This window comes from Brevibacillus borstelensis, from assembly GCF_003710865.1.
Taxonomy (GTDB): Bacteria; Bacillota; Bacilli; order Brevibacillales; family Brevibacillaceae; genus Brevibacillus; species Brevibacillus borstelensis.
In genome coordinates, this window is the sequence record NZ_RHHO01000040.1 from 1 (window position 1) to 23,044 (window position 23,044).

A 23,044-nucleotide genomic window follows, 5' to 3' on the forward strand; every position below is an offset into this window, starting at 1 on the left:
ATACCGAACGGTACGTACGGTGGTGTGAGAGGACGGGGGTTAGTCGCCCCCTCCTACTCGATCAGCGAAAAGCTTCCAGAAGCGGGATATTTTGCGTGAAAATGCCGATCCTGACAATGAACAAAGGAAAAATGAAACGATTAGGGATGTATTCCGTATACCCTTAGTAGCTGACATCTGAGGCAATCGAAGAAAGGAGGTATATGGGATGCGTTCAATGAGGCGTACGGTGAACCCTCTGCGGCTATTACTGTCAGTCATTTGCATTGCTGTAGCGATTTTGGGTTTTACCACCGGACATTTGGCCGATGCCAAAACTTATCACAAGGCTTACTGGATCCCTGTGGAGCATGAGATCGAGCAAGGCTTGGGAAGTTTCCTAAAAAGAGCGTTCGCCGAAGCGGAAAGCCAGCAGGCCGACCTGATTGTCCTGCACATCAACACGCCGGGCGGCGAGATCGGAGCTGCCGATTCGATCGGGCAGCTGATCAGGCAATCCCCGGTTCACGTAGTCGCCTATATCGACAATCAGGCTTTCTCTGCGGGAACCTATATAGCCCTGAATGCAAACGAGATTGTGATGACGCCCGGCAGCAGCATCGGGGCAGCCACTCCAATCGATCTGGCAGGAAATGCGGCGGACGTGAAGCTCATTTCCGGCTGGTCTGAAAAAATGGCCCAAGCAGCAGCGCTGAACGGGCGAAACGAAGAGGTAGCCCGTGCAATGGTAGAGATCGACAAAGAGTATCCCGGGCTGAAAGGCAAGGGGACCGTCCTCTCGCTCGGGGCAGAACGGGCCAAAGAGCTCGGATATGCCGATCAGGTGGTGTCGGGCAAAGCAGAATTGCTTTCGTACCTGGGTGTTCAGGCGGACAGCCTGCAGACCATCGAGCCTACAGTGGGAGAGCGTGTCGCCCGTGTCGTTACAAGTCCGGTCGTCATGAGTCTGCTGCTGATTGTCGGCCTGGTCGGAATCGTCGTTGAATTGTTTGCGCCAGGCTTTGGTGTGGCGGGGACGATATCGCTGTGTGCCTTTGGCCTGTACTTCTTCGGGCATTACGTGGCAGGTTTTGCCACCTGGCTGCACATCGCCCTGTTCGTCCTCGGTATTTTGCTGATGATCATGGAAATCTTTTTGCCGGGCGGAATTGTGGGAGCCATTGGTTTTATCAGTATCGTCACCGGTTTGATCATGGCGGCTTACGACACGCAGCAAGGGCTTGCGTCTTTGGGTATTGCCGTTCTGGTCACGGTTATCGTCATGCTCATTCTCATCAAGAAGTATGGGATAAAAGGCCTTTTCAGCAAGTTTATCCTAGGTGAGGTTCAGCGAAACGAAGCGGGATACGTCGCCCCGAAAGACCAGCGCGATTTGTTGAACAAAAACGGTGTGGCACTGACGCCGCTTCGTCCGGCCGGTGTCGTGAAGATTGATGGCAAGCGGATTGACGCAGTCAGCGCAGGCGGATTTATCGCCGCTGGTTCGCAAATAGTCGTGAGCCAAGTTGAGGGAACTCGGGTAGTCGTTCAGGAAATCGATCAAAAGGAGTAGATTGTACATGTTGGAAAGCGGATTAATTCCTCTTATTTTTATGGTGGCAGTGGCAATTGTTGTCCTGTCCATCTTCTTCTCGTTCGTCCCGGTCATGCTCTGGATATCTGCATTGGCGTCCGGCGTTCGGATCGGGATCATTACACTGGTGGCTATGCGCCTGCGCCGGGTTATCCCGTCGCGGATCGTCAATCCGTTGATCAAGGCAAGAAAAGCAGGGCTTGAGCTGGACACCAATCAACTGGAGAGTCACTATCTCGCCGGCGGTAACGTAGACCGCGTTGTTGATGCCCTGGTTGCCGCGCAGCGTGCGGATATTCCGCTTGGCTTCGAGCGTGCGGCCGCGATTGACCTGGCTGGCCGCGACGTGCTTCAAGCGGTCCAAATGAGCGTCAATCCGAAGGTAATCGAAACGCCAATCGTAGCCGCGATGGCCAAGAACGGTATTGAAGTAAAAGCGAAAGCAAAGGTAACCGTGCGTGCCAATATCGACCGACTCGTCGGGGGTGCAGGCGAAGAGACGATCATTGCCCGTGTAGGAGAAGGAATTGTGACGACAATCGGTTCTTCCGAGGCGCATAAAGACGTGCTGGAGAATCCGGACAGAATTTCCCAAACGGTATTGAACAAAGGGTTGGACGCTGGTACCGCTTTTGAAATCCTGTCCATCGACATTGCAGATGTAGATGTAGGGAAAAACATCGGGGCACAGCTTCAGACCGATCAGGCAGAGGCGGACAAACGCATTGCCCAGGCAAAAGCCGAAGAGCGCCGCGCGATGGCTGTCGCAACCGAACAGGAAATGAAAGCCCGCGTAGAAGAGATGAAAGCAAAAGTAGTGGAAGCGGAGGCGCAAGTGCCACTCGCTTTGTCCGAGGCTTTGAAAAGCGGCAAAATGGGCGTAATGGATTACTACAACCTGCAAAATATTTCAGCGGATACCCAGATGCGTCAATCATTCGGTCATGCGGGTGAAAAACAGAAACCGATTACCCCGCCGGATGACAAGAAGTAGAGGCCGGGATCATGGACGATCTCCTGGAGTTCTTATTTGATCTGCTGGGTTGGGCAATTCCGCTGATCGGCAAGTTCTGGTTTGTCATACTGGGCTACTTGGGCTATAAGCTGTTAGGTCTGAAAGGAAATAAAAAGCCGAATCAAAAACCCGCTCCCCGCCCGGTGCTTACACCAGCGGATGGCGGCGGATGGCCGTGGGAGCAAGAGCAGGAAGAAAGGCGGACCGTCACATCGCTTGAGCCTCGACCTGAAGCGGCACCTGCTATGGAAAGCAGCGTACAGACTGAGGGGTGGCAAGAGTCGGAGCATTTGGTGACGCTGGAAACCGCTGTTGAGGCAGAACGTCCGCTGGAGAGAAAAGAGTCTGCAAGCGCTCCTGCAGTTTCGCGTGAGGAAGAGCAGCACGATACGTTCGATCCTCGGGAAGGGATGAAGTGGGCGATGATTTATGGCCCACCTCGAGCGCGCACTCCCCATCTTCCAGCGAGAAGAAGCTTGTAAACCTGTTTTGGCCGCAGGGGCTGTCCTGTAAAGCAGAAGAGACTGCATGCAGGGCAGCTCTTCTTTTTTCCATAGAAGGCTTCCCTTTGGTAGATTTCGCTGTCGAAAGATATCGAATAACACTACTTGTGTCGATTGCATCCATCTCCTATTCTTAAAGAAGGAAAAGAATTACAATATTTAGAAAAGATAAGGGGTAGAAAAGGATGAATCCACAGGCATTGGAAGGGATGAGCCGATTTCGACAGAAAGTGATTCGGCTGGTGATTTATGAAAAAAAATCCATCTACGAGACAGCAATCGCCTGCGGTTGTACGGCTGAAAAAGTAAAGCGTGTACTGAAAAAGTGGAAAGCGGCCTCGCGATCCTCGAAGGGTTCCAAACAACCCGTTCATCAAGGATGATAGAACTAGCCTGCTCCTCCTCGCATGGAGTGACGGGCTTTTTTTATTTTGGCTGCCTTTTGGTCCTCTCGCCTATCGTTTCGTTTGTGACATGAAGTTTTCTGCATGTTCCTCCGGCTATGCCGCATACGGTTATAAGAGAAGAATTGCGGGCACGATGCTGTCTTGTCTTTGACGATTTTCTTTCTCCATACTCCATAGATGCGTCAGCGAAAGGGGGGGCTTACTCATGAGGCGATGGAGCCGCCGGTTGCGTAATCTGGCAGTAGGAGTGCTGGATTTGCCGCAGGATGTGGTTCTCGAAGTCCCGCGCATCACCATGATTGGTCATTTGCAGATGTATATTGAAAACCACCGCGGAGTTCTCCACTTCAGTGAGAAGGAGCTCCGTTTACTGTTAACCAACGGTCAACTGATTGTGACGGGAGAGCAACTGGTCATCCGCGCCATTTTACCCGAAGAAGTGCTATTGGAAGGCAGGATCGGCGGGGTGAAATTTCTCGAGAAAACGTAAGTCGGACTCGCAGGAAGGATGGGGGGCCACCGATGAGCCAGTGGTCTGCCATTCCCGGCGGGGATGAGGGTGAATACGCGAGGAAAGTGGGGACTAGCATGCGCAATGGACTGCAGGAATGGATGAACGGACATATCACGATTACGGTCCGTGGCAAACGTTTTGAAAGGTTCCTCAACATGGCAGTGCGACAGGGAATACAGGTATGGAACATTCGCAGGGTCGGTACAGAGGTCAGCAGTTGTGATATCCTGCTTCAGGATTACTTTCGCTTGCGGCCGCTTTTAAAGGAGACGGGCTGCCGGGTGCATGTGCAAAAGCGGGAGGGATTTCCGTTTTGGCTGTTTCGTTTGCGGAAAAAAGCGGGTTTTATCACGGGTGTCGCTTTGTTTTTCTTCGGATTGTACATGCTCTCCTCATTCGTTTGGCAAATAGAGGTAGTGGGGACCAAAAAGCTCCATCCGGAAATGGTGGCCAAGGCAGCAGAACAAGTAGGGATTAAAGAAGGGGTATGGAAGGCCAAACTAAAAGAACCGCAGGAAATACGGCGGGAGATGATGAAGCTGATTCCGCAAGCCTCCTGGATATGGGTGAACATCCAGGGAACGAAGGCGATCATCCAGGTGGTCGAGAAGGAGGAACAGGAGTTGCCTGATCCGATCGGGCCACGCCATCTGGTGGCAAAGAAGCGGGCGGTCATTTCCACCATTTTGCCAGAGGCAGGCAAGAAAGCGGTGACGGTCAATCAGGTTGTCAATAAAGGACAAATCCTCATTTCAGGGATCATCGGGAATGATCAACGGCAAAAGGCAGTGGCAGCCAAAGGGACTGTAAAAGGAGAAGTCTGGTATATCAGCAACGTCTCCGTTCCGCTAACCCGTTCCCAATACCGCTACACGGGGGAAAAGCAAGAACACCAGTACTTGCTGGTCGGGCCATACGCGCTGCAGATTTGGCCGTGGCAAATCGAGCCATTTGCAAAAGCGGAGTCCTCCGAAGAAAGATATTCGCCTTCGATAGCCGGGTTCTCGATTCCCATCGGCTGGAAGACCGTTACGCATGCGGAGGTAGAGCCGGTCGCGCAGGAGCTCAGCCAAGAGGAGGCAATCGCTTTGGCCCAACAGATCGCACGCGAGGATATCTTGCAAAAAGCGGGAGCGGATGCGGCCATTCGAGACGAAAAAGTTTTGCACGTCAAGAGAGAGAATGGTAAAGTTTACTTGAGCATTCATTTTTCTGTCATCGAAGATATTGCTGAGGAACAGCCGATTGTGGCCTCGCCGCCCTCGCCTGATCCAGCTCCCTAACATATGATTACTGCTGCAAGGAGATGGAAGTCTGTTGCACGTACAAGAAGAGGTAAAAATCCCGTTTGCTGATGCATCTGAAGCACTACTGTTGTTTGGACCCCACGATGCGTATCTAAAAATCATTGAAGAAAAAACAACTGCAAAAATCATTTCCCGAAGTGGTGAGGTCCTCATCGCTGGTGACAAGGCAGAGGTGGATAAGCTGTCTCGCTTGTTTTCCGTTTTGCTTCAGCTGATCCGCAGAGGCATCCCCCTTTCTGAGCGTGACGTATCGTACGCGCTGCAATTTCTCGAAAATGGAGAGGTTGAACAGCTGCTCCATGTCTACGAGGAGGAAGTGGCTCGGACGCAGAAAGGAAAACTGATTCGCGCCAAGACACTGGGACAGCGCCATTATTTATCCGAAATGAAACGGCATGATATCGTGTTTGGCATCGGACCGGCGGGTACCGGAAAAACGTATCTGGCGGTTGTGATGGCAGTCAGCGCTCTTAAAAATGGACGAGTCAAACGGATCGTCCTGACACGGCCTGCGGTAGAAGCAGGGGAAAGTCTCGGTTTTTTGCCTGGCGACCTGCAGGAAAAGGTAGATCCTTATCTGCGTCCGCTGTACGATGCACTGTACGACATGCTGGGTGTAGAGCAGGTGGCAAAAATGATGGAGCGGGGACTGATCGAGGTGGCGCCTCTTGCGTATATGCGCGGCCGCACGCTGGAGGACAGCTTTGTCATTCTCGATGAGGCCCAGAACACCACTCCGGAGCAGATGAAAATGTTTTTGACCCGTCTTGGATTCGGCTCCAAGATGGTGATTACGGGTGACGTGACACAGATCGACCTGCCGAAGGGCAAAAAGTCCGGATTGCGAGAGGCTGAGCGGATTCTCGGCCCTATCCCGGACGTCGCCTTTATCCGCTTCCAGGAGGCGGATGTCGTACGTCACAGCCTGGTTCAAAAAATTATCGAGGCGTACGCCAAAGACGAAGTAGAACACAGCACCAGGTAAAGGAGACAAGCATTCGTGTTATCTGTAGAAGTCCTTCACGAAGAAATCGAACCGATTGGCGAGCAGCTCGAAGCCCTTATCGTCCGCTGTCTGCAGGAAGCAGCAGAGCGGGAAGAAGTCAGCGGAGAAGTGGTCGTCACATTGGTTAACAATGAACGCATACACGAGCTGAACCGCGAGTACAGGAATGTCGATCGTCCAACAGATGTTCTGTCTTTCGCCATGAACGAGGCGGGAGAAGGCGAAATGGACATTTTTATCGACGAAGAAGAGCTTGACCAATTTCCCAACATGCTTGGCGACATCATCATTTCGTTGCCAAAGGCTGAGGAGCAAGCCCGGGATTACGGTCATTCACTGGAGCGGGAGCTGGGCTTTTTGGCCGTCCATGGCTTTCTCCATCTCCTCGGGTATGACCATCAAACCGAGCAGGAAGAAAAAGAAATGTTTTCCCGTCAAGAGGAAGTACTGCAGAAAATTGGCTTGACGAGGTAGGCGATATACCTTGCGTGCATGGAGCAGCTTTATTCGCAGCTTTTCGTACGCCTTTGCAGGAATTGCCCATACCGTGAAGACTCAGCGAAACATGCGCATTCACGTCGCAGCAGCCATCGTGGCGCTGGTGATGGCGTGGTGGTTGGAGATTTCCCGCAACGATGTTTTGCTGGTCTTTTTTTCTATCGCGCTCGTCTTTTCATTAGAGCTGATGAACACGGCAATCGAGGCAACAGTGGATCTCGCTTCACCCGAGAGACACGAAAAGGCAAAAGCAGCCAAGGATGCGGCTGCCGGATCTGTACTGGTTGCGGCCGTATTGTCTGTCATCGTCGGATTGTACGTCTTTGGTCCTCCTATCCTACAAAAATTGTCCGCATGGCTACCAGCGTGAAAGGAGCATGACTGCAGTGTGGCAACGAGTATTCGCTGGCTTCATGGTATTGCTTCCGTTGTTTGTAACCGTCTACTTGTTGCAGTTGGTTTTTTTCATGGTGGATCGCGCTGTCGGGGGATGGCTGACAGAACTGATGCTGACAACCGGACTGGCCTCCAGGCAGGGGGAGCTCGTCTGGTTTCTTGGCGTCCCTTTTCATGGCCACATCCCGGTCATCGGGGTTTTGCTGCTGCTATTGATCCTGCTATTGATCGGGGGGATTGCCCGTACACCGGTCGGAAGGCATGTCTTTTCCATGGTGGAGCGGCTGTTCGGGTTCATTCCGGTCGCACGAGGCGTGTATTCTACGGTTCAGCAGGTGTCCCAAGCGCTGGTGCATGAACGCTCCAGCTTCAAGCAGGTGGTGCTGGTGGAATATCCGCGTAAGGGAGTGTACACGGTCGGATTTTTAACAGGAGAGTCGCAGGGCGGGGCCTTGGAGTTTACGGGCAAGGAATACGTAAACGTGTTTTTGCCCAAATCGCCCAATCCGACCAATGGCTGGCTTGCCCTGGTTCCGCGAAGTGAGGTAACATTTCTGGACATGTCGATCGAAGATGGGTTAAAATTTGTCATCTCGGGCGGTGTTGTTCCGCCAAAAGAGCGGCTTAGCGAGCCCACCGCATTGATTCAACCAGAGGAGTCGTAAAACGGTGCAAGAAGTATGTGTTTGAAGTCGAAAATAAGAAAAACGCCTCAGCGTTTTTCACAGAACAGAGAGTGATGAATATGGATAAACAAGCGCTTTTGGCGCAGGCAAAAGAAGCTAGACAACGGGCCTATGTACCTTATTCCAAGTTTCCTGTGGGCGCAGCGCTCCTGGCGGAAAGCGGCAAGGTATATCTCGGCTGCAACATTGAAAACGCGGCGTTTCCCCTCTGCAACTGTGCGGAGAGAACAGCTTTGTTCAAGGCTTTTTCCGAGGGAGACAAACAATACAAGGCGATTGCCGTCGTAGCCGATACGCCGGATCCCGTCTCGCCGTGCGGTGCCTGCCGCCAGGTCATGGCCGAATTATGCCCGCCTGACATGCCTGTCATTCTGTCCAATCTGAATGGAGATGTCTTGGAGACAACCGTATCAGCCCTGCTGCCAGGGGCGTTCACCAAGGAGGATTTACGTGGATAACCGCAAGACCAAATCATCGTTCAAATCGGGGTTTGTCTCGATCGTGGGCAGACCAAACGTCGGCAAGTCAACCTTGCTCAATCACATTGTTGGCCAAAAAATTGCCATCATGTCAAACAAGCCGCAAACGACGCGCAATAAAATTACGGCCGTATATACGACAGAAGAAGGCCAAGTCATCTTCCTGGATACCCCGGGCATTCACAAGCCGAAATCAAAGCTGGGCGACTACATGGTCTCGGTGGCGGAAAACACCTTGAATGAAGTCGACCTGGTGCTCTTTGTGATTGACGCGACAGAAAAACGCGGGGCGGGCGACGAGTACATTATCGATCGCCTCAAACAGGTGAAGACACCGGTTTTTTTAGTCATCAACAAAATTGACAAGGTCCATCCGGAAGCCCTGCTGCCGATTATTGACGAGTACCGGCAGTTGTACGAGTTCAAAGCGATCATTCCGATCTCCGCAATGGAGGGGAATAATACGGGATCTCTCGTACAGGCCATCTTTGATGAAATGGAAGAGGGACCGATGTTTTACCCGGCCGACCAGGTGACGGACCATCCTGAGCGATTCGTCATGGCTGAATTGATTCGCGAAAAAGTGCTCCATCTGACGCGCGAAGAGATTCCCCATTCGATTGCCGTCACGATCGAAGAAGTGAAGCGGGGAGAAAACGGCAAAACGCTGTATATCTATGCAGCAATCTATGTAGAGCGCGATTCGCAGAAGGGCATTTTGATCGGCGAAAAAGGCAAGATGCTCAAGGAAATCGGCAAACGCGCACGGGTGGATATCGAGCGGCTGCTGGGTGACAAGGTGTTTTTGGAATTGTGGATCAAGGTCAAAAAGGATTGGCGCAACCAGGAAAGAATGCTGCGAAACTTTGGCTTCTACAACGAGGAATAAGACGTTTTTGCTTGCGGCAAGCGGCTTGGCGATCGAAGGTAATTTTTCCAAGGCATAGAATAACGGGCACAGGTGAATCTAAGTAAGGAAGTGGATTTAGCCGAAAACAGAAAGGATGTTGCTCCATGCTCAACGAGTTTTCTTGGAGTTATTTCGCTTCAACCGGTGATATCCATGCTTATCTCCTCTACAGAGAGCACCTTCAAACGTCAGGAGCCAGTGAGGAGGCCCCGTTTGATCTCGCCCAGGATGAATTGGGTGACACACACGCATGCTTGTAAAATGGGAAGGTATCGTCATCCGAAGCGTGGACTATGGCGAGTCCAGCAAAGTGGTGACCCTGTTTACCCGGGAGCGCGGCAAGGTAGCGATCATGGCTCGAGGCGCCAAGAAGGCCAAGAGCCGGTTGAGCGCCGTCTCCCAGCTCTTTACCCACGGATACTATCTCTGTAAAACGGGACCCGGAAGCGGTATGGCCGATCTCTCGCAGGGAGAGATCGTTGACTCGTTTCGGGATCTGCGGCAGGATTTGATGTCTACGGCTTATGCCGCTTACATAGCAGAACTGTTGGACCGGCTGACAGAAGACGGAGAAGGAAATCCTTTTTTGTTTCAGTTGTTGCACCAGCTCTTTCGCCACCTCGACGAAGGACGGGACCCGGAGATTCTTTGCCGCATATTCGAAACCAAAATGCTTCAGGTAGCCGGAATCACTCCACGCTTGACAGCTTGCGCCAACTGCGGCGAGCAGCGTGAGCCTTATGTCATCAGCGTCTCGCAGGGAGGCTTGCTGTGCCCTGCTTGTGCAGCCGGCGATGCCTATGCGATTGCTGTGACTCCGTCGGTCTGGAAGCTGCTCAGGCTGTTCCAGGTTTTTGATCTGGAGCGTCTGGGGGACATCGAGGTAAAGCCGACGACCAGAAGCCAGCTCAAGCATGTGCTCAGAAGCTTCATGGATGAGCACCTAGATTTGCGGCTCAAGAGCAGAGCCTTCCTGGATCAGATGGAACGAATGCCGCTCGCCGGGAGCGATTGACATTCCGAACACTTTTCGCTATCATAAAAACCAATTCAAATACGTTGCGGTGAAAGAAAGGAGTAGTCGGCCGCTGGTTTTTTCGGATGGACCTGCAAAAGGGATGTGCGGGTGGTCTGACAAAGCGAACCGGGGAGGGTGAAAGCCCGGTAACCAAGCTGACGAAGGGCATTCTGGAGCAACGCTTTTTTCGGAAAGAGGACGATGCGTCGGCGTGTCGTCAAGTAGGGTGGAACCGCGGGAAATCCTCTCGTCCCTACACTGTTGGGCAACAGTGTAGGCGGCGGGAGGTTTTTTATTTTGTCCCTACAGGCTGGCCCGAAAAAAACAGGGAGGTACAAGTCCATGAGCATGACGTTTCAAGACATCATTTTGACACTGCAGAATTATTGGGCAAAGCAAAACTGCCTGGTCGTTCAACCGTATGATGTGGAAAAAGGGGCGGGCACACTGAATCCGATGACATTCCTGCGCTCGATCGGCCCGGAGCCGTGGAATGTGGCGTACGTAGAGCCATCCCGTCGCCCGGCTGACGGCCGCTACGGGGAAAACCCGAACCGCTTGTACCAGCATCATCAATTTCAAGTGATTATGAAGCCGTCTCCGGACAACATTCAGGAGCTGTATCTGGAGAGCCTTCGCCAGTTGGGAATCAACCCGCTCGAGCACGACATCCGCTTTGTCGAGGACAACTGGGAGCACCCGGGTCTCGGTGCGTGGGGACTGGGCTGGGAAGTGTGGCTGGACGGTATGGAGATTACCCAGTTCACGTACTTCCAGCAAGTAGGCGGACTGGAGTGCAAGCCAGTCGCAGTCGAGCTTACGTACGGCCTGGAACGCCTTGCCTCCTACATCCAGGAGAAGGAGAACGTCTTTGACCTGGAATGGGTGAACGGCGTTACCTACGGTGACGTGTTCCTGCAGCCGGAGTATGAGCATTCCAAATACACGTTCGAGCTGTCTGACGTGGACATGCTGTTCAACCTGTACAATACGTACGAAGCCGAAGCCAAACGGTTGATGAAAGAACATCTTGTATTCCCTGCGTATGACTACGTGCTGAAATGCTCCCACACCTTTAACCTGCTCGATGCCAGAGGCGCCATCAGCGTGACGGAGAGAACCGGTTACATTGCCAGGGTGCGCAATTTGTCCCGTGAAGTAGCCCAGACCTACCTGGCTGCGCGCGAGCGCCTCGGTTTCCCTATGCTGAAACACGCGGCTGACAGCAAGGAAGGAGTGAGCACAAATGAGTAAACGAGATTTTCTTTTGGAGATTGGTACGGAAGAGATGCCTGCCCGCTTTATTGCCGGAGCAGCGGCGCAATTGCGCGAAAAAGTCGAGAATTGGCTGGAGGGCCAGCGCATCCCATACGACAAGATCGATTCTTATGAAACGCCTCGCCGCCTCGCTTTGTTGATCCACGGCCTTGCAGAAAAGCAGCTGGATAAAGACGAGGAAGCAAAAGGGCCGGCAAAAAAGATCGCTGTAGATGAAGCGGGCAACTGGACCAAAGCGGCACAGGGCTTCGCACGCAGCAACGGTGTCGATACAGAGCAGCTGTACTTCAAGGAAGTAAACGGTGCAGAGTACGTCCATGCACGGAGATTGGAAGCAGGAAAAGAAACGGTCAGCCTGCTGCCAGCGCTTGCGGATGTCATTACGTCCATGAACTTTCCAAAGAACATGCGCTGGGGTGCCCATGACCTGAAGTTCGTTCGGCCGATCCGCTGGCTCGTTGCCCTTTTTGGTGCAGAGCTGGTTGAGATGGAAATTGCCGGCGTAAAGACAGGCAATGTGACCCGTGGCCATCGTTTCCTGGGCAGCCAGGCAGTGAGCCTGCAAGCGCCTGCCGAATATGCGAGCCGATTGGCGGAGGAGCATGTCATTGTCAGTGCAGAAGAGCGCCGCTCTCTGATCGTCGAACAAATCCGCCGTTTGGAAAAAGAAAACGGCTGGCGGATTCCGATGGACGAAGGACTGCTTGACGAGGTTGTGCATCTCGTCGAATATCCGACAGCTCTGTTCGGTACCTTTGAACGGGATTTTCTCTCTATACCGCGCGAGGTATTGGTTACATCCATGCGGGAGCATCAGCGCTATTTCCCGGTGGAGGATGCCAGCGGCCAGCTGCTGAATCACTTTGTTACGGTTCGCAACGGCGACAGCCATGCGCTGGAGAATGTGGCCAAAGGAAATGAAAAAGTTCTCCGGGCCCGTCTGTCCGATGCGCGCTTCTTTTACGAGGAAGACCAGAAGCTCTCGATTGACAGTTGTCTGAAGCGTTTGGAGACGATTGTTTTCCATGAAGAGCTGGGGACCATCGGCGACAAAGTGCGCCGCGTCCGCAAGACAGCAGCCCTGATCGCTGAAAAGCTGGGCATCACCGCAGAGGAAGCTCGCCAGGTGGACCGTATCGCCGAGATTGCCAAGTTTGACCTCGTCACCAATATGGTCGGCGAATTCCCTGAACTGCAAGGCGTGATGGGTGAGGATTACGCCCGCAAGGCTGGCGAAAGCGAAACGGTAGCGCACGGTGTGTTTGAGCACTATCTCCCGCGTTTCTCCGGAGACCAGCTGCCCGTGTCCGCACCCGGAGCGATTGCGAGTATTGCCGACAAGCTGGATACGATCGTCGGCTGCTTCTCGATCGGCATTGTCCCGACCGGTTCCCAAGACCCGTACGGATTGCGCCGGATGGCTGCCGGTATCGTGGCCATTCTGCTTGATCGGAACTGGACCCTCTCACTCGATGAGCTGTGGGATGCTGCGCTTTCTTCGTACAACGAACAAGGCGTGTCCAAACGCACGAGTGATGAAGTGAAACAGGACCTCAAGGACTTCTTCGCACTGCGCCTGAAAAATGTACTGCAGGAAGAAGGCGTCCGTTACGACGTGATCGATGCTGTTCTGTCCGCAGATTTGAATGTGCTGCCTGTACTTTTGCAAAAAGCAAAAGCACTGATGAACGCCGTGCAGTCCGAAGCGTTCAAGTTTACCGTGGAGCAGTTTAACCGCGTAAACAATCTGGCCCAAAAGGCAGAAGCGGACGCGGTTTCCGAGAGCCTATTTGCAGAAGACGTAGAACGGGCTCTGCATCAAACGTACGTGTCCGTAGCTCAGGAAGTAAGCGGGCTGGATGATCAAAAGCGCGTACTGGAGACACTGTCTACTCTCCGTGAACCGATTCAGGCATTTTTTGACAAGGTGATGGTCATGGCGGAAGATCAGGCGGTTCGCCAAAACCGTTTGGGCCTGTTGCTGCGCCTGTCCCGCCTGATTTACGGGTACGCTGATTTCTCCAAGCTTGTGTTTGCCTGATTATAACCATACAGATTCGCCTCCGCCAGCACTCGCGGGGGCGACCTTTTTTCCCTTGGAAAGAAGGAATATCTCGTCGAATAGAGTAATACTAGGGGTAGTAACCAGACAGAACCGGGGTGATTGGTCATCGAGCTTACCAAACGACAAGAGCACATCATACAGATCGTGAAGGATGAGGGGCCGATTACCGGTGAGCAGATCGCGGAGCGGCTGAATCTGACCCGGGCTACTCTTCGCCCAGACTTATCCATCCTAACGATGTCAGGTTATTTAGAAGCCAGACCTCGCGTCGGTTATTTTTATGCGGGCAGACCGGCTGGCTCGATCATTAGTGAACGGCTTCACAAGCTTCTCGTCAAAGACTACAAGGCGATGCCCATCGTCGTATCTGAATCGGCTTCTGCCTACGATGCAATCGTGACCCTTTTTCTGGAGGACGTAGGCACTCTTTTTGTGGTCAACCAAAAAGGCTTCCTGGCCGGTGTACTCTCGCGCAAGGACCTGCTTCGAGCCTCGCTCGGAAACAAGACCCTTGAGGATGTGCCCGTCGGGATCATCATGACCAGGATGCCCAATATTGTCACCTGCGGGCCTGAAGAGACGCTTTACGCGGCGGCGAAGAAACTGATCGACTTCCAAATCGACTCGCTGCCAGTAGTTCGTCCCGGACAGGGAGAGGACAGCAAGCATTGGGAGCTATTGGGAAGAGTGACGAAAACGACGATTGCCAAGGCATTTGTCGAATTGGGCAGCGAGCCGAAAGTGTAGGAGGAGAAGCGATACAATGGATCAAAGAGGACAGCTTATTTATGTGGTTTCAGACTCTATCGGCGAAACGGCGGAACTGGTCGTGCGCGCAGTAGCCAGCCAGTTTGACCGCTTTTCCATCGATGTACACAAGTATCCATACATAGAGGACAAAGAATCAATCGATGAAATTATCGCCTCTGCAAAAGAGATGAATGCGATGGTCGTGTTTACCCTCGTCGTGCCAGAGCTGAAAACGTATATCGTCGAGCAGGCGCAAAAGCACGGCATCCGTACGATTGATGTAATGGGACCGCTGCTGACAACGCTGCAGGAGATGCTGCATGAACCGCCTACCGGAAAACCGGGTTTGGTCAGGCGGCTGGACGAAGAGTATTTCCGCAAGGTGGACGCTATCGAGTTCGCGGTCAAATACGATGACGGCCGCGATCCCCGCGGGCTGCTGCGTGCGGATGTCGTGCTGATCGGGGTGTCCCGTACGTCCAAGACACCGCTCTCGATGTATTTGGCGAACAAGCGCTTGAAGGTGGCAAATGTGCCGTTGGTTCCAGAAGTGGAACCGCCGGAAGAGCTGTTTCAGCTCCCGCCCGAACGCTGCATCGGACTTACCATCAATCCCGAGCAGTTGAACGGCATCCGCACGGAGAGGCTGAAGGCTCTCGGTCTTACCGCACAAGCCAATTACGCCAATCTGGACAGAATCAACGAAGAACTGGCGTATTCGCAGAAAATCATTCAACGTGTCGGCTGCCCTGTCATCGATGTCTCCAACAAAGCGGTAGAGGAAACAGCCAATATCATTTTGGAAATCATCCGCAAGAATAATCTTCGAAAAGAACATAGGTCTTAAGAAGGGTTTTGACGTTTTTTGTAGAATAAAAGAGAATTGCCTCCTTTTCAAAGGAGCGCTCGGAAGGCGTTTACCGCCTGCGAAAATGTGGAAAAGTAGAAAAGAAGAAAAGAGTAGCGTTTTCAAGAAGGAAAATGACGAATTTTGACGAACTAAATAACCTCATTGCGTAATTTATAAAAAAGGTGGAAAGACATGGCTGGTCCCAATTCAGCTGATTTTGTGAACCAAGTCCGTGCCGCTGTTGACATCGTAGATGTAGTAGGAGAGTATGTACAGCTGCGAAAAAGCGGTCGCGCTTTTCTAGGCTTGTGTCCGTTCCACTCGGAAAAGACACCCTCCTTTAATGTCAATGCGGAGCGACAATTTTTTCATTGCTTTGGTTGTGGGGCAGGCGGAGATGTCTTTTCCTTTTTAATGAAGCTGGAGCAATTGACATTTCCCGAAGCCGTCCACAGGCTTGCTGAACGTGCCGGGATCGCGGTGCCCCAGGCGCAAGAGGAGGAAGAAGCGGCTCCGGAAAAAAAGGCCAAGCAGATTATGCTCGAGGCCCATCAGCTCGTAGCTAAGCTCTACCATTACGTCCTTACGGAAACGCCGTATGGCCATGAGGCGATGAAGTATTTGCAAAAGCGGGGAATATCACGGCAGACGATCGATGAATACGGGATCGGTTTTGCCCCGGACTCTTGGAACTTCGTCACTTCATTTTTGCAAAATCGACGTTTCTCGTTGGACCTGATGGTTGAAGCAGGGGTGCTTGCAAAAAGTGAAGCCGGCAAGATTTTCGATCGGTTTCGCGGGCGCGTTATTTTTCCGATCCACGATTCACAGGGAAAAGTAATCGCTTTTGGTGGGAGAGCATTGGACCCATCAGCGCCTGCCAAGTACCTAAACAGTCCGGAAAGTCCACTCTTCAGCAAGAGTACAACACTATTCAACCTTCATCGCGCTCGCCCATATATCCGGAAGCGAAAACAAGCGTTGCTCTTCGAAGGATATGTGGATGTGATTTCAGTATGGCAAGCAGGCTTTCCCCAAGGGATTGCTACTTTGGGAACGGCTTTGACCGAGCAGCAGGCGAGAATGATCCGGCGCAATGCTGAGTCGGTTGTGCTTCTCTTTGATGGAGACGCTGCCGGTCAAGAGGCGACTGCGAAAGCGATCAACATTCTGCAGGAAGCGGGGGTCGTTGTCCGCATCGCTCCCTTGCCGCCCGGTACAGATCCTGACGATTACATTCGACAGCACGGAGCAGAAGCATTTTCTCAGCAGGTATTACTTCAGGCGATGCCTGTCACGGCTTTTCGTCTGAAACATTTGCGTGACAAGCACGTAATACAGGATGAGACCGATCAGAAGCAATTCATCGAAAAGGCGATTGAACTCGTAAACGAGCTGGACAGTCCGGTTGAACGGGACTTGTATTTGCGGCAATTGGCGGAAGAACACTCCCTGACCCTTGAAGCGATCAAGTGGGAGTCACGAAGGCTTTACAAACAGCAAAAAAGTGACAGACAAAGGGATAAAGTAACGCCAGCATGGAATAATAGTATAAATAATGGCAAAGTTACGCTCGCAAAAACACTGCCCCCCGCTTACCATACAGCCGAACGCATGCTGCTGGGCTATATGATGCGCAATCGGCATATCGCGGATCGGGTTCAGGCTGAGTGTACCGGTTCGTTCCAAGTAGATGAACACGATGCATTGGCAGCCTATTTATACGCATATTTCGCAGAAGGACATCAGGAAGATCCTGGACAGTTTATACATTACCTGCAAGACGAACCGTTAAAGCAATTAGCCTCGGGATTGGCCATGATGGAGTGCAGAGACGACGTATCTGATCAAGAGATCGGGGACTACATCAAGCAAGTAAATCACTACCCGAAGCGCACCGAGCTGGAGCAGCTGCGTGAAGAACTACGAACTCTTCACATGAAGGCATCTGCAGCGGACAGCGAGGAAGCGCGTAGAGAACTGGAAATTCAAGCTGCCGTCGTAGGGATGAAGATTCTTGAATTGGAAAATGCTTTAAAAGAAGGGTAGCATCAGATCATTCCCGGGGAAGGAGGGATAGTAGATGAACAAACAAAACATCACTTCAGACATGGAAGCAGCGTCCATTGAACAAGTGAAGGAACAACTGGTCGAATTAGGCAAGAAACGCGGTGCGCTGTCGTATAAAGAAATCATTGATCGCATTTCGGGATTTGAGCAGGATTCCGACCAGATGGATGAGTTCTTTGAATATCTGGGCGATCAAGGAATCGAGGTCAACAATGACAGCGAGGACGACGAAGAAGTGGACGATATGATCATGAAGGATGAGGAAAACGAGGAGTTCGAATTCGACGATCTCTCCGTGCCGCCCGGTATCAAGATCAACGACCCTGTGCGAATGTATTTGAAGGAAATTGGCCGTGTTCCTCTACTCTCCGCTGAAGAGGAGATTAAGCTGGCAAATCGCATTGAACAGGGTGATGAAGAAGCAAAACGTCGTCTGGCTGAGGCCAACCTGCGTCTGGTGGTATCCATTGCCAAGCGTTATGTTGGAAGAGGCATGCTGTTCCTCGACTTGATCCAGGAAGGCAACATGGGCTTGATCAAAGCCGTGGAAAAGTTTGATTATCGAAAAGGCTTCAAGTTCAGTACGTATGCGACCTGGTGGATTCGTCAAGCGATTACCCGCGCTATTGCCGATCAGGCAAGAACCATTCGCATTCCGGTGCACATGGTAGAAACGATCAACAAACTGATTCGCGTTTCCCGCCAGTTGCTGCAGGAGCTGGGACGTGAGCCAATGCCGGAAGAAATCGCGGAAAAAATGGATTTGACGCCTGAAAAGGTACGTGAAATCATGAAAATTGCTCAGGAGCCGGTATCGTTGGAAACACCGATTGGTGAGGAAGACGATTCCCATTTGGGTGATTTTATCGAAGATCAGGACGCGCTGGAGCCTTCCGATGCAGCTGCCTATGAGCTGTTGAAAGAGCAGCTTGAGGATGTATTGGATACGCTGACGGATCGGGAAGAAAACGTACTGCGCCTGCGCTTTGGTCTTGATGACGGGCGTACGCGGACACTGGAAGAAGTAGGGAAAGTGTTCGGCGTTACGCGTGAGCGCATCAGACAAATTGAGGCAAAGGCACTTCGCAAACTTCGTCATCCGAGTCGCAGCAAACGCTTAAAAGATTTTCTGGAATAACCGATATAGGAAATATGTGGCCTACGTTAGCCTGCGTAGGCTTTTCTTTTTCCGATCTCAGGCCAACCCGTCAAGACAAAGGAGGGTCTCGCGTTGGACGACCAGCGCAAGCGTGTCATCATTTCCGAAATCGAAAACTGGCGGCGCAATCATTTGCTGCCCGAACATTACTGCATTTTCTTGTTAAATTTGTATACGGAAGGAGACAGGCCGCAATCGTCAGAGATGGCAAGAAAGGGCAGCGGCGGAAGTATTGCCTCTGGCTATGGGCAAGTTGCAGCGACGTCACAGGGAGCTGTAGCAAGAGGGACGAAAGCAACGGCCCCGTATGTATCAGGAAGTGCTGCTCCCATATCAGGTAAAATGATTCTGTCCTGGCTGATTGGCGCTTTTTTGATCGCTGGGATCATCTTACTTGCTTTTCATTTTAACCGTTTTACCCCCCTAATGCAAATTGCCATCTTTGCCTGTTTCTCGTTAATTTGCTATATACTGGCATTCGCTTTTAGGAAATCATCGCCACTTGTCACGCATTTGCTATTGGGACTATCCTTTGTAGTACTGCTTTTAGGCGGTTTTTATATGATTCACGAGTTGGGCGGCCCGCTATCGGTCATGCTGATCTATTTGTCAATTATTTCCATACTGCTGTGCATCAGCGCATTTTTGTTCGGGTTTCCCTATCTTCTGTACTGCGGGGTTTTGGCCCTGGCTCTCGTATATGGAGTAGCGACGGTGGACCGGGTAGGGGACGGGTATACATGGTGGAGATCAGAGCTGTATTGGGTACCGATCGCCGGTCTGATGGTCGGATTAGGCTTCCTCGTACACCAGAACTACCCAAAATGGGCAGGCGTTTTTGCGATTTGCGGCATGATTGCTTTCTTTGGAGCAGAGGTGCAATCTCTTTATATTCCGACAGCCCGGCAGGATCTGATCCAATTGCTGTTGTTTATCAAGGTATTTCTCAGCTCCGCTTTCTTCTTTTTTACCCGCGGGTACTGGTATCAATGGCTTCGTTTATAGAGGGCTCCTGCAGGGGCCTTTTCCCTTTTCTGCGCATTCTTGCTACAATAGACGTGGAGTGGAGTAAATCATCGGGGTGAGAGTTTTGAATAAAAAAATGTGGGTGCTGACAGGGATTCTTCTGGCGGCGGTTTTCTTCGGATTTGAAGCATTCGCGATGGTCGTAAGCATGAAGACATACAACATAGGTTACATACTGGGAGGAGCTTCATTCTTTGGAGCGATATTGATGGGAGCACGCAATGAATAGGCGTGCTTTCTTATTTAAGAAGTTGTCGTATTTTTTTGAAAAGGCGTACACAGAGCAAAGGAATATGGTGTATAATGGAATTGCAAACTGAACAAACGCTCAGTCGGAATTATCCATCTATGTCCAAGCAAATGAAAAAACGCTTTCAAGGGGGCGGATCAATGATGAATTTTGATTTGAATACCGAACAGCTGATGCTGAGAGACATGGTTCGGTCATTTGCCGAGGAAGTGGTTGCGCCGGGGGCAGATGAACGCGATCGGACGAAGGCTTTCCCAACTGATATTTTCGAGAAAATGGCGGACTTGAGCCTGATGGGCCTTCCTTTCCCCGAAGAATACGGCGGTGCAGGGGCTGACAGCATCAGTTTTGCGATTGTCGTGGAAGAGCTGAGCCGGGTTTGCGCTTCGACCGGTATCACCTACTCCGCTCATATTTCCTTGGGTGGTGCGCCGCTCGCCATGTTCGGGAGCGAGCAGCAAAAGCAGGAGTACCTGACAAAAATATGCAGCGGTGAAAGCCTGGGCGCATTTGGTTTGACGGAGCCGAATGCGGGATCGGATGCTGGCGGGACGAAAACCACGGCCGTTCTGGATGGAAACGAGTGGATCATAAACGGCGCCAAATGCTTTATTACGAATGCTTCCTATGCCAAGTTTCTCGCATTGACTGCTGTAACGGATAAAGCAAAGGGAACACGGGGGATCACGGCGTTTATCGTTCCCACTGACGCACCGGGCTTCACCGTATTGAACAATTACGAGAAGCTGGGCTTGAACAGCTCCAACACGACCGAGCTCATTTTGGAAAATGTGCGGATACCGAAAGACCATGTGCTCGGACGTGAAGGGGAAGGCTTCAAGCAATTCCTGATTACATTGGATGGCGGACGCATCGGTATAGGTGCGATGGCGGTCGGAATTGCGCAGGCAGCCTATGAAAAAGCGCTTCAATACGCAAATCAGCGCACTGCATTTGGCCAATCGATTTCCCGTTTTCAGGCGATTCAGCACAAGCTGGCAGACATGGCCATGCAGATTGAGCTGGCTCGGAACATGGTTTACAAAGCAGCCTGGCTGAAGGATAACCAGCGCAAGTTCACCAAAGAGGCGGCCATGGCCAAGCTGTATGCTTCGGAAGTCGCCATGTCCGCGACCCATCAGTCCATCCAGATTCACGGCGGATACGGCTATATGAAGGAGTATCAGGTCGAGCGCTTTTTCCGCGACGCCCGTTTGCTTGAGATCGGGGAAGGAACGTCTGAAATTCTCCGCAATGTCATTGCACGTGAAATCGGCTGTTAACACGCAAAAATTTTGCCTCGTCTTGACAAAAGACGGGGCTTTTCGCGTTTTTTTGCATTGGGAAAATAGGAACAAATAGGGTAGAATAAAGGCATTGGAAGGAGAAAGAGCTTATGACAACATGGATGATATCCAGGCGATTGCAAACGATTGCCCGTTTTTGCCCGAAGGGAGCCCGCGTTGCCGACATCGGATCGGACCACGCGTTATTGGCTTCTTATTTGATTAGGGAAGAAATTGCTTCGTTTGTCGTGGCAGGCGAGCTGAATGAAGGTCCCTACCAGGCAGCGCTGAAACAAATACATACGATACAAGCCGAGGACAAGGCATCAGTCCGCAAAGGCGACGGCCTGTCTGTCCTGAAACCGGGTGAAGTGGATGTCGTCTGCATCGCCGGAATGGGCGGACAGCTGATCGTTTCCATTCTATCTGCGGGTGCAGACAAGCTTGAGGGCGTCAGCCGACTGATTCTCCAGCCGAATGTCGGGGAGGAGCATGTGCGCCGCTGGTTTGTGGAAAACAATTGGCAGCTCTCTGCGGAAACAATCATGGAGGAAGACGGGATCATTTATGAAATTCTGGTAGCAGACAAGGGAGACGGAATGATCCCATATCGAAACAAGGACCGTTCACCTGAGGAATTGCTGCGCATCGGTCCCTTTCTTTGGGAAGAAAAGTCGCCCGTCCTGGCAAAAAAGTGGATGAGCGAACGTGAGAAGTGGACGAAGGTGCTGGAGCAGCTCAGTCGCTCGGACAAACAAGAGGCGGCCGTACGTGCGGCGCAGATTAAAGAAGAACTCGAATGGATCAATGAGGTGATAGCATGTTTGCCCACGGACAAACCGTAATTCAATATGTGGAAAAGCTCGCACCCAAAGCGATGGCTCTGGAGGGTGACAAGATTGGACTGCATGTAGGGACCTTGCAAAAGCAGGTAAAAAAGGTAATGGTGGCGCTGGATGTTTTGGAATCTGTCGTAGATGAGGCCATCGCAGAGGGTGTAGACCTGATCGTCGCCCACCACGCAGTCATCTACCGGCCGCTGAAGCATCTGAGGACGGATATGGCTGCCGGAAAATTGTATGAAAAACTGCTCAAGCACGATATCGCCGTTTATACCGCCCATACGAATCTGGATGTAGCCGCAGGAGGCATGAATGACTGGCTGGCAGAAGCCATCGGACTCGAAAATGTGGAGATGCTTGACGTGAACTATCGCGAGACGCTGAAAAAGCTGGTCGTCTACGTTCCACAGTCCCATCGGGATGCGGTATTCCAGGCCATTACCGAGGCTGGTGCAGGCTGGGTCGGCAATTACAGCCACTGCACCTTCCAGGCAGAAGGCACGGGAACATTCCTGCCGAGAGAGGGCACCGATCCGCATATCGGCAAACAGGGCGAACTGGAGAAAGTGGAAGAGGTTCGGATCGAAACGGTCGTGTCGTCCTCAAGGCAAACCAGCGTGATCAAAGCGATGCTGGCTGCCCATCCGTATGAAGAGGTCGCCTATGATCTGATTCCTTTGGACAACACCGGCCAGGCCCTGGGAATCGGACGCATCGGAAAGCTGCCCGAAACGGTTACGCTGCAGGAGCTGGCGCTGCAAATCAAAGAGCGCTTTTCGTTGCAGGGGCTTCGCGTCATTGGCGATTTGCATGCGCCTGTCAGAAAAGTAGCCGTTGTAGGAGGAGACGGCAGCTCGTATGTCTCCAAGGCTGTTTTTCGCGGTGCGGACGTCTTTGTGACAGGGGACATCGGATATCATACGGCCCATGATGCGCTGGCAGAGGGCTTGTTCATTATCGACGCCGGCCACAACATTGAAAAAATCATGAAAGAGAAGCTGGCAGCCTTTTTGCGTGATCGGCTTCAGGAAAATGGATACGGGACAGAGGTTATTGCTTCTCGTGTACATACAGATCCGTATCAGTTTTTATAAAAATTCGATGTGGAGATAAATACCGATCCCATCAGGGGGCCCGACTTGCTCCCTGGCTAGAT

General features: G+C 52.0%; 25 protein-coding genes. All 25 read left to right on the plus strand.

What is annotated here, in order from left to right; translation table 11 throughout:
* The first annotated feature begins 208 nt into the window (after window positions 1-208).
* A complete protein-coding gene (locus tag EDM54_RS20445) occupies window positions 209-1,552 on the plus strand; it encodes an NfeD family protein (RefSeq protein ID WP_122958714.1) in 1,344 nt (447 codons plus the stop codon).
* 7 nt (window positions 1,553-1,559) lie between these two features.
* Complete coding sequence (gene floA, locus EDM54_RS20450) at window positions 1,560-2,567, plus strand: flotillin-like protein FloA (RefSeq protein WP_003390637.1); 1,008 nt, start codon at window positions 1,560-1,562, stop codon at window positions 2,565-2,567.
* A gap of 11 nt (window positions 2,568-2,578) precedes the next feature.
* Entirely contained in the window at window positions 2,579-3,070 is a 492-nt protein-coding gene (locus EDM54_RS20455; RefSeq protein WP_122958715.1) for a hypothetical protein, read from the plus strand.
* A gap of 206 nt (window positions 3,071-3,276) precedes the next feature.
* Window positions 3,277-3,474 (plus strand): sigma-70 RNA polymerase sigma factor region 4 domain-containing protein, encoded by a 198-nt coding sequence (locus EDM54_RS20460; RefSeq protein ID WP_003390632.1) that lies wholly within the window; start codon window positions 3,277-3,279, stop codon window positions 3,472-3,474.
* Between the two features lie 229 nt (window positions 3,475-3,703).
* A complete protein-coding gene (yqfC, locus tag EDM54_RS20465; protein WP_003390630.1) occupies window positions 3,704-3,988 on the plus strand; it encodes a sporulation protein YqfC in 285 nt (94 codons plus the stop codon).
* 98 nt (window positions 3,989-4,086) lie between these two features.
* Window positions 4,087-5,295 (plus strand): sporulation protein YqfD, encoded by a 1,209-nt coding sequence (yqfD, locus tag EDM54_RS20470; RefSeq protein WP_003390628.1) that lies wholly within the window; start codon window positions 4,087-4,089, stop codon window positions 5,293-5,295.
* A gap of 34 nt (window positions 5,296-5,329) precedes the next feature.
* The gene (locus EDM54_RS20475; protein ID WP_003390627.1) at window positions 5,330-6,304 is read left to right on the plus strand and encodes a PhoH family protein; all 975 of its coding nucleotides are present in this window, start codon (window positions 5,330-5,332) and stop codon (window positions 6,302-6,304) included.
* A gap of 15 nt (window positions 6,305-6,319) precedes the next feature.
* Entirely contained in the window at window positions 6,320-6,799 is a 480-nt protein-coding gene (gene ybeY / locus EDM54_RS20480; protein ID WP_003390624.1) for an rRNA maturation RNase YbeY, read from the plus strand.
* Between the two features lie 10 nt (window positions 6,800-6,809).
* Entirely contained in the window at window positions 6,810-7,193 is a 384-nt protein-coding gene (locus EDM54_RS20485) for a diacylglycerol kinase family protein (protein WP_003390622.1), read from the plus strand.
* Between the two features lie 7 nt (window positions 7,194-7,200).
* Window positions 7,201-7,884, plus strand: a complete 684-nt coding sequence (locus EDM54_RS20490) for a DUF502 domain-containing protein (RefSeq protein WP_194247095.1) — start codon at window positions 7,201-7,203, stop codon at window positions 7,882-7,884.
* 17 nt (window positions 7,885-7,901) lie between these two features.
* Window positions 7,902-8,363, plus strand: coding sequence for a cytidine deaminase (locus tag EDM54_RS20495; protein ID WP_161785208.1), 462 nt, complete (start codon window positions 7,902-7,904; stop codon window positions 8,361-8,363).
* Window positions 8,356-9,273 carry a GTPase Era gene (era, locus tag EDM54_RS20500; protein WP_003390614.1) on the plus strand — a complete coding sequence of 306 codons (918 nt, stop codon included), beginning with the start codon at window positions 8,356-8,358 and terminating at the stop codon, window positions 9,271-9,273. The genes EDM54_RS20495 and era overlap by 8 nt, the downstream gene beginning before the upstream one ends.
* Window positions 9,274-9,398: 125 nt before the next feature.
* The gene (locus EDM54_RS20505; RefSeq protein ID WP_003390612.1) at window positions 9,399-9,554 is read left to right on the plus strand and encodes a YqzL family protein; all 156 of its coding nucleotides are present in this window, start codon (window positions 9,399-9,401) and stop codon (window positions 9,552-9,554) included.
* Window positions 9,545-10,309, plus strand: a complete 765-nt coding sequence (recO, locus tag EDM54_RS20510) for a DNA repair protein RecO (RefSeq protein ID WP_003390610.1) — start codon at window positions 9,545-9,547, stop codon at window positions 10,307-10,309. The genes EDM54_RS20505 and recO overlap by 10 nt, the downstream gene beginning before the upstream one ends.
* A gap of 345 nt (window positions 10,310-10,654) precedes the next feature.
* Window positions 10,655-11,566, plus strand: a complete 912-nt coding sequence (glyQ, locus tag EDM54_RS20515; protein WP_122958716.1) for a glycine--tRNA ligase subunit alpha — start codon at window positions 10,655-10,657, stop codon at window positions 11,564-11,566.
* Window positions 11,559-13,631 carry a glycine--tRNA ligase subunit beta gene (glyS, locus tag EDM54_RS20520; protein WP_122958717.1) on the plus strand — a complete coding sequence of 691 codons (2,073 nt, stop codon included), beginning with the start codon at window positions 11,559-11,561 and terminating at the stop codon, window positions 13,629-13,631. The genes glyQ and glyS overlap by 8 nt, the downstream gene beginning before the upstream one ends.
* 123 nt (window positions 13,632-13,754) lie before the next feature.
* A complete protein-coding gene (ccpN, locus tag EDM54_RS20525) occupies window positions 13,755-14,402 on the plus strand; it encodes a transcriptional regulator CcpN (RefSeq protein ID WP_003390601.1) in 648 nt (215 codons plus the stop codon).
* 16 nt (window positions 14,403-14,418) lie between these two features.
* Window positions 14,419-15,252 carry a pyruvate, water dikinase regulatory protein gene (locus EDM54_RS20530; RefSeq protein WP_003390598.1) on the plus strand — a complete coding sequence of 278 codons (834 nt, stop codon included), beginning with the start codon at window positions 14,419-14,421 and terminating at the stop codon, window positions 15,250-15,252.
* A 195-nt stretch (window positions 15,253-15,447) separates the two neighbouring features.
* Entirely contained in the window at window positions 15,448-17,304 is a 1,857-nt protein-coding gene (gene dnaG / locus EDM54_RS20535; protein WP_122958718.1) for a DNA primase, read from the plus strand.
* 34 nt (window positions 17,305-17,338) lie between these two features.
* Window positions 17,339-18,463, plus strand: coding sequence for an RNA polymerase sigma factor RpoD (gene rpoD, locus EDM54_RS20540; RefSeq protein ID WP_003390594.1), 1,125 nt, complete (start codon window positions 17,339-17,341; stop codon window positions 18,461-18,463).
* Between the two features lie 93 nt (window positions 18,464-18,556).
* Window positions 18,557-19,489 carry a hypothetical protein gene (locus EDM54_RS20545; RefSeq protein ID WP_003390592.1) on the plus strand — a complete coding sequence of 311 codons (933 nt, stop codon included), beginning with the start codon at window positions 18,557-18,559 and terminating at the stop codon, window positions 19,487-19,489.
* Window positions 19,490-19,574: 85 nt separating this feature from the next.
* On the plus strand, window positions 19,575-19,739 hold the full coding sequence (locus EDM54_RS26580) for a hypothetical protein (protein ID WP_155808002.1): 165 nt from the start codon (window positions 19,575-19,577) through the stop codon (window positions 19,737-19,739).
* Between the two features lie 164 nt (window positions 19,740-19,903).
* The gene (locus tag EDM54_RS20550; protein ID WP_003390588.1) at window positions 19,904-21,043 is read left to right on the plus strand and encodes an acyl-CoA dehydrogenase; all 1,140 of its coding nucleotides are present in this window, start codon (window positions 19,904-19,906) and stop codon (window positions 21,041-21,043) included.
* Between the two features lie 113 nt (window positions 21,044-21,156).
* Complete coding sequence (locus tag EDM54_RS20555; RefSeq protein ID WP_003390586.1) at window positions 21,157-21,891, plus strand: tRNA (adenine(22)-N(1))-methyltransferase; 735 nt, start codon at window positions 21,157-21,159, stop codon at window positions 21,889-21,891.
* Entirely contained in the window at window positions 21,867-22,982 is a 1,116-nt protein-coding gene (locus tag EDM54_RS20560) for a Nif3-like dinuclear metal center hexameric protein (protein ID WP_003390584.1), read from the plus strand. The genes EDM54_RS20555 and EDM54_RS20560 overlap by 25 nt, the downstream gene beginning before the upstream one ends.
* Window positions 22,983-23,044: the final 62 nt, after the last annotated feature.

Coding starts and splice junctions, on each gene's coding strand:
- EDM54_RS20550 (WP_003390588.1), top strand. CDS start 19,904: ATGAATTTTGATTTGAATACCGAACAGCTGATGCTGAGAGACATGGTT.
- rpoD (WP_003390594.1), top strand. CDS start 17,339: ATGAACAAACAAAACATCACTTCAGACATGGAAGCAGCGTCCATTGAA.
- floA (WP_003390637.1), top strand. CDS start 1,560: ATGTTGGAAAGCGGATTAATTCCTCTTATTTTTATGGTGGCAGTGGCA.
- recO (WP_003390610.1), top strand. CDS start 9,545: ATGCTTGTAAAATGGGAAGGTATCGTCATCCGAAGCGTGGACTATGGC.
- EDM54_RS20560 (WP_003390584.1), top strand. CDS start 21,867: ATGTTTGCCCACGGACAAACCGTAATTCAATATGTGGAAAAGCTCGCA.
- yqfC (WP_003390630.1), top strand. CDS start 3,704: ATGAGGCGATGGAGCCGCCGGTTGCGTAATCTGGCAGTAGGAGTGCTG.
- EDM54_RS20455 (WP_122958715.1), top strand. CDS start 2,579: ATGGACGATCTCCTGGAGTTCTTATTTGATCTGCTGGGTTGGGCAATT.
- EDM54_RS20530 (WP_003390598.1), top strand. CDS start 14,419: ATGGATCAAAGAGGACAGCTTATTTATGTGGTTTCAGACTCTATCGGC.
- yqfD (WP_003390628.1), top strand. CDS start 4,087: ATGCGCAATGGACTGCAGGAATGGATGAACGGACATATCACGATTACG.
- glyS (WP_122958717.1), top strand. CDS start 11,559: ATGAGTAAACGAGATTTTCTTTTGGAGATTGGTACGGAAGAGATGCCT.
- glyQ (WP_122958716.1), top strand. CDS start 10,655: ATGAGCATGACGTTTCAAGACATCATTTTGACACTGCAGAATTATTGG.
- EDM54_RS20445 (WP_122958714.1), top strand. CDS start 209: ATGCGTTCAATGAGGCGTACGGTGAACCCTCTGCGGCTATTACTGTCA.
- EDM54_RS20490 (WP_194247095.1), top strand. CDS start 7,201: ATGACTGCAGTGTGGCAACGAGTATTCGCTGGCTTCATGGTATTGCTT.
- EDM54_RS20460 (WP_003390632.1), top strand. CDS start 3,277: ATGAATCCACAGGCATTGGAAGGGATGAGCCGATTTCGACAGAAAGTG.
- EDM54_RS20555 (WP_003390586.1), top strand. CDS start 21,157: ATGACAACATGGATGATATCCAGGCGATTGCAAACGATTGCCCGTTTT.
- dnaG (WP_122958718.1), top strand. CDS start 15,448: ATGGCTGGTCCCAATTCAGCTGATTTTGTGAACCAAGTCCGTGCCGCT.
- EDM54_RS20505 (WP_003390612.1), top strand. CDS start 9,399: ATGCTCAACGAGTTTTCTTGGAGTTATTTCGCTTCAACCGGTGATATC.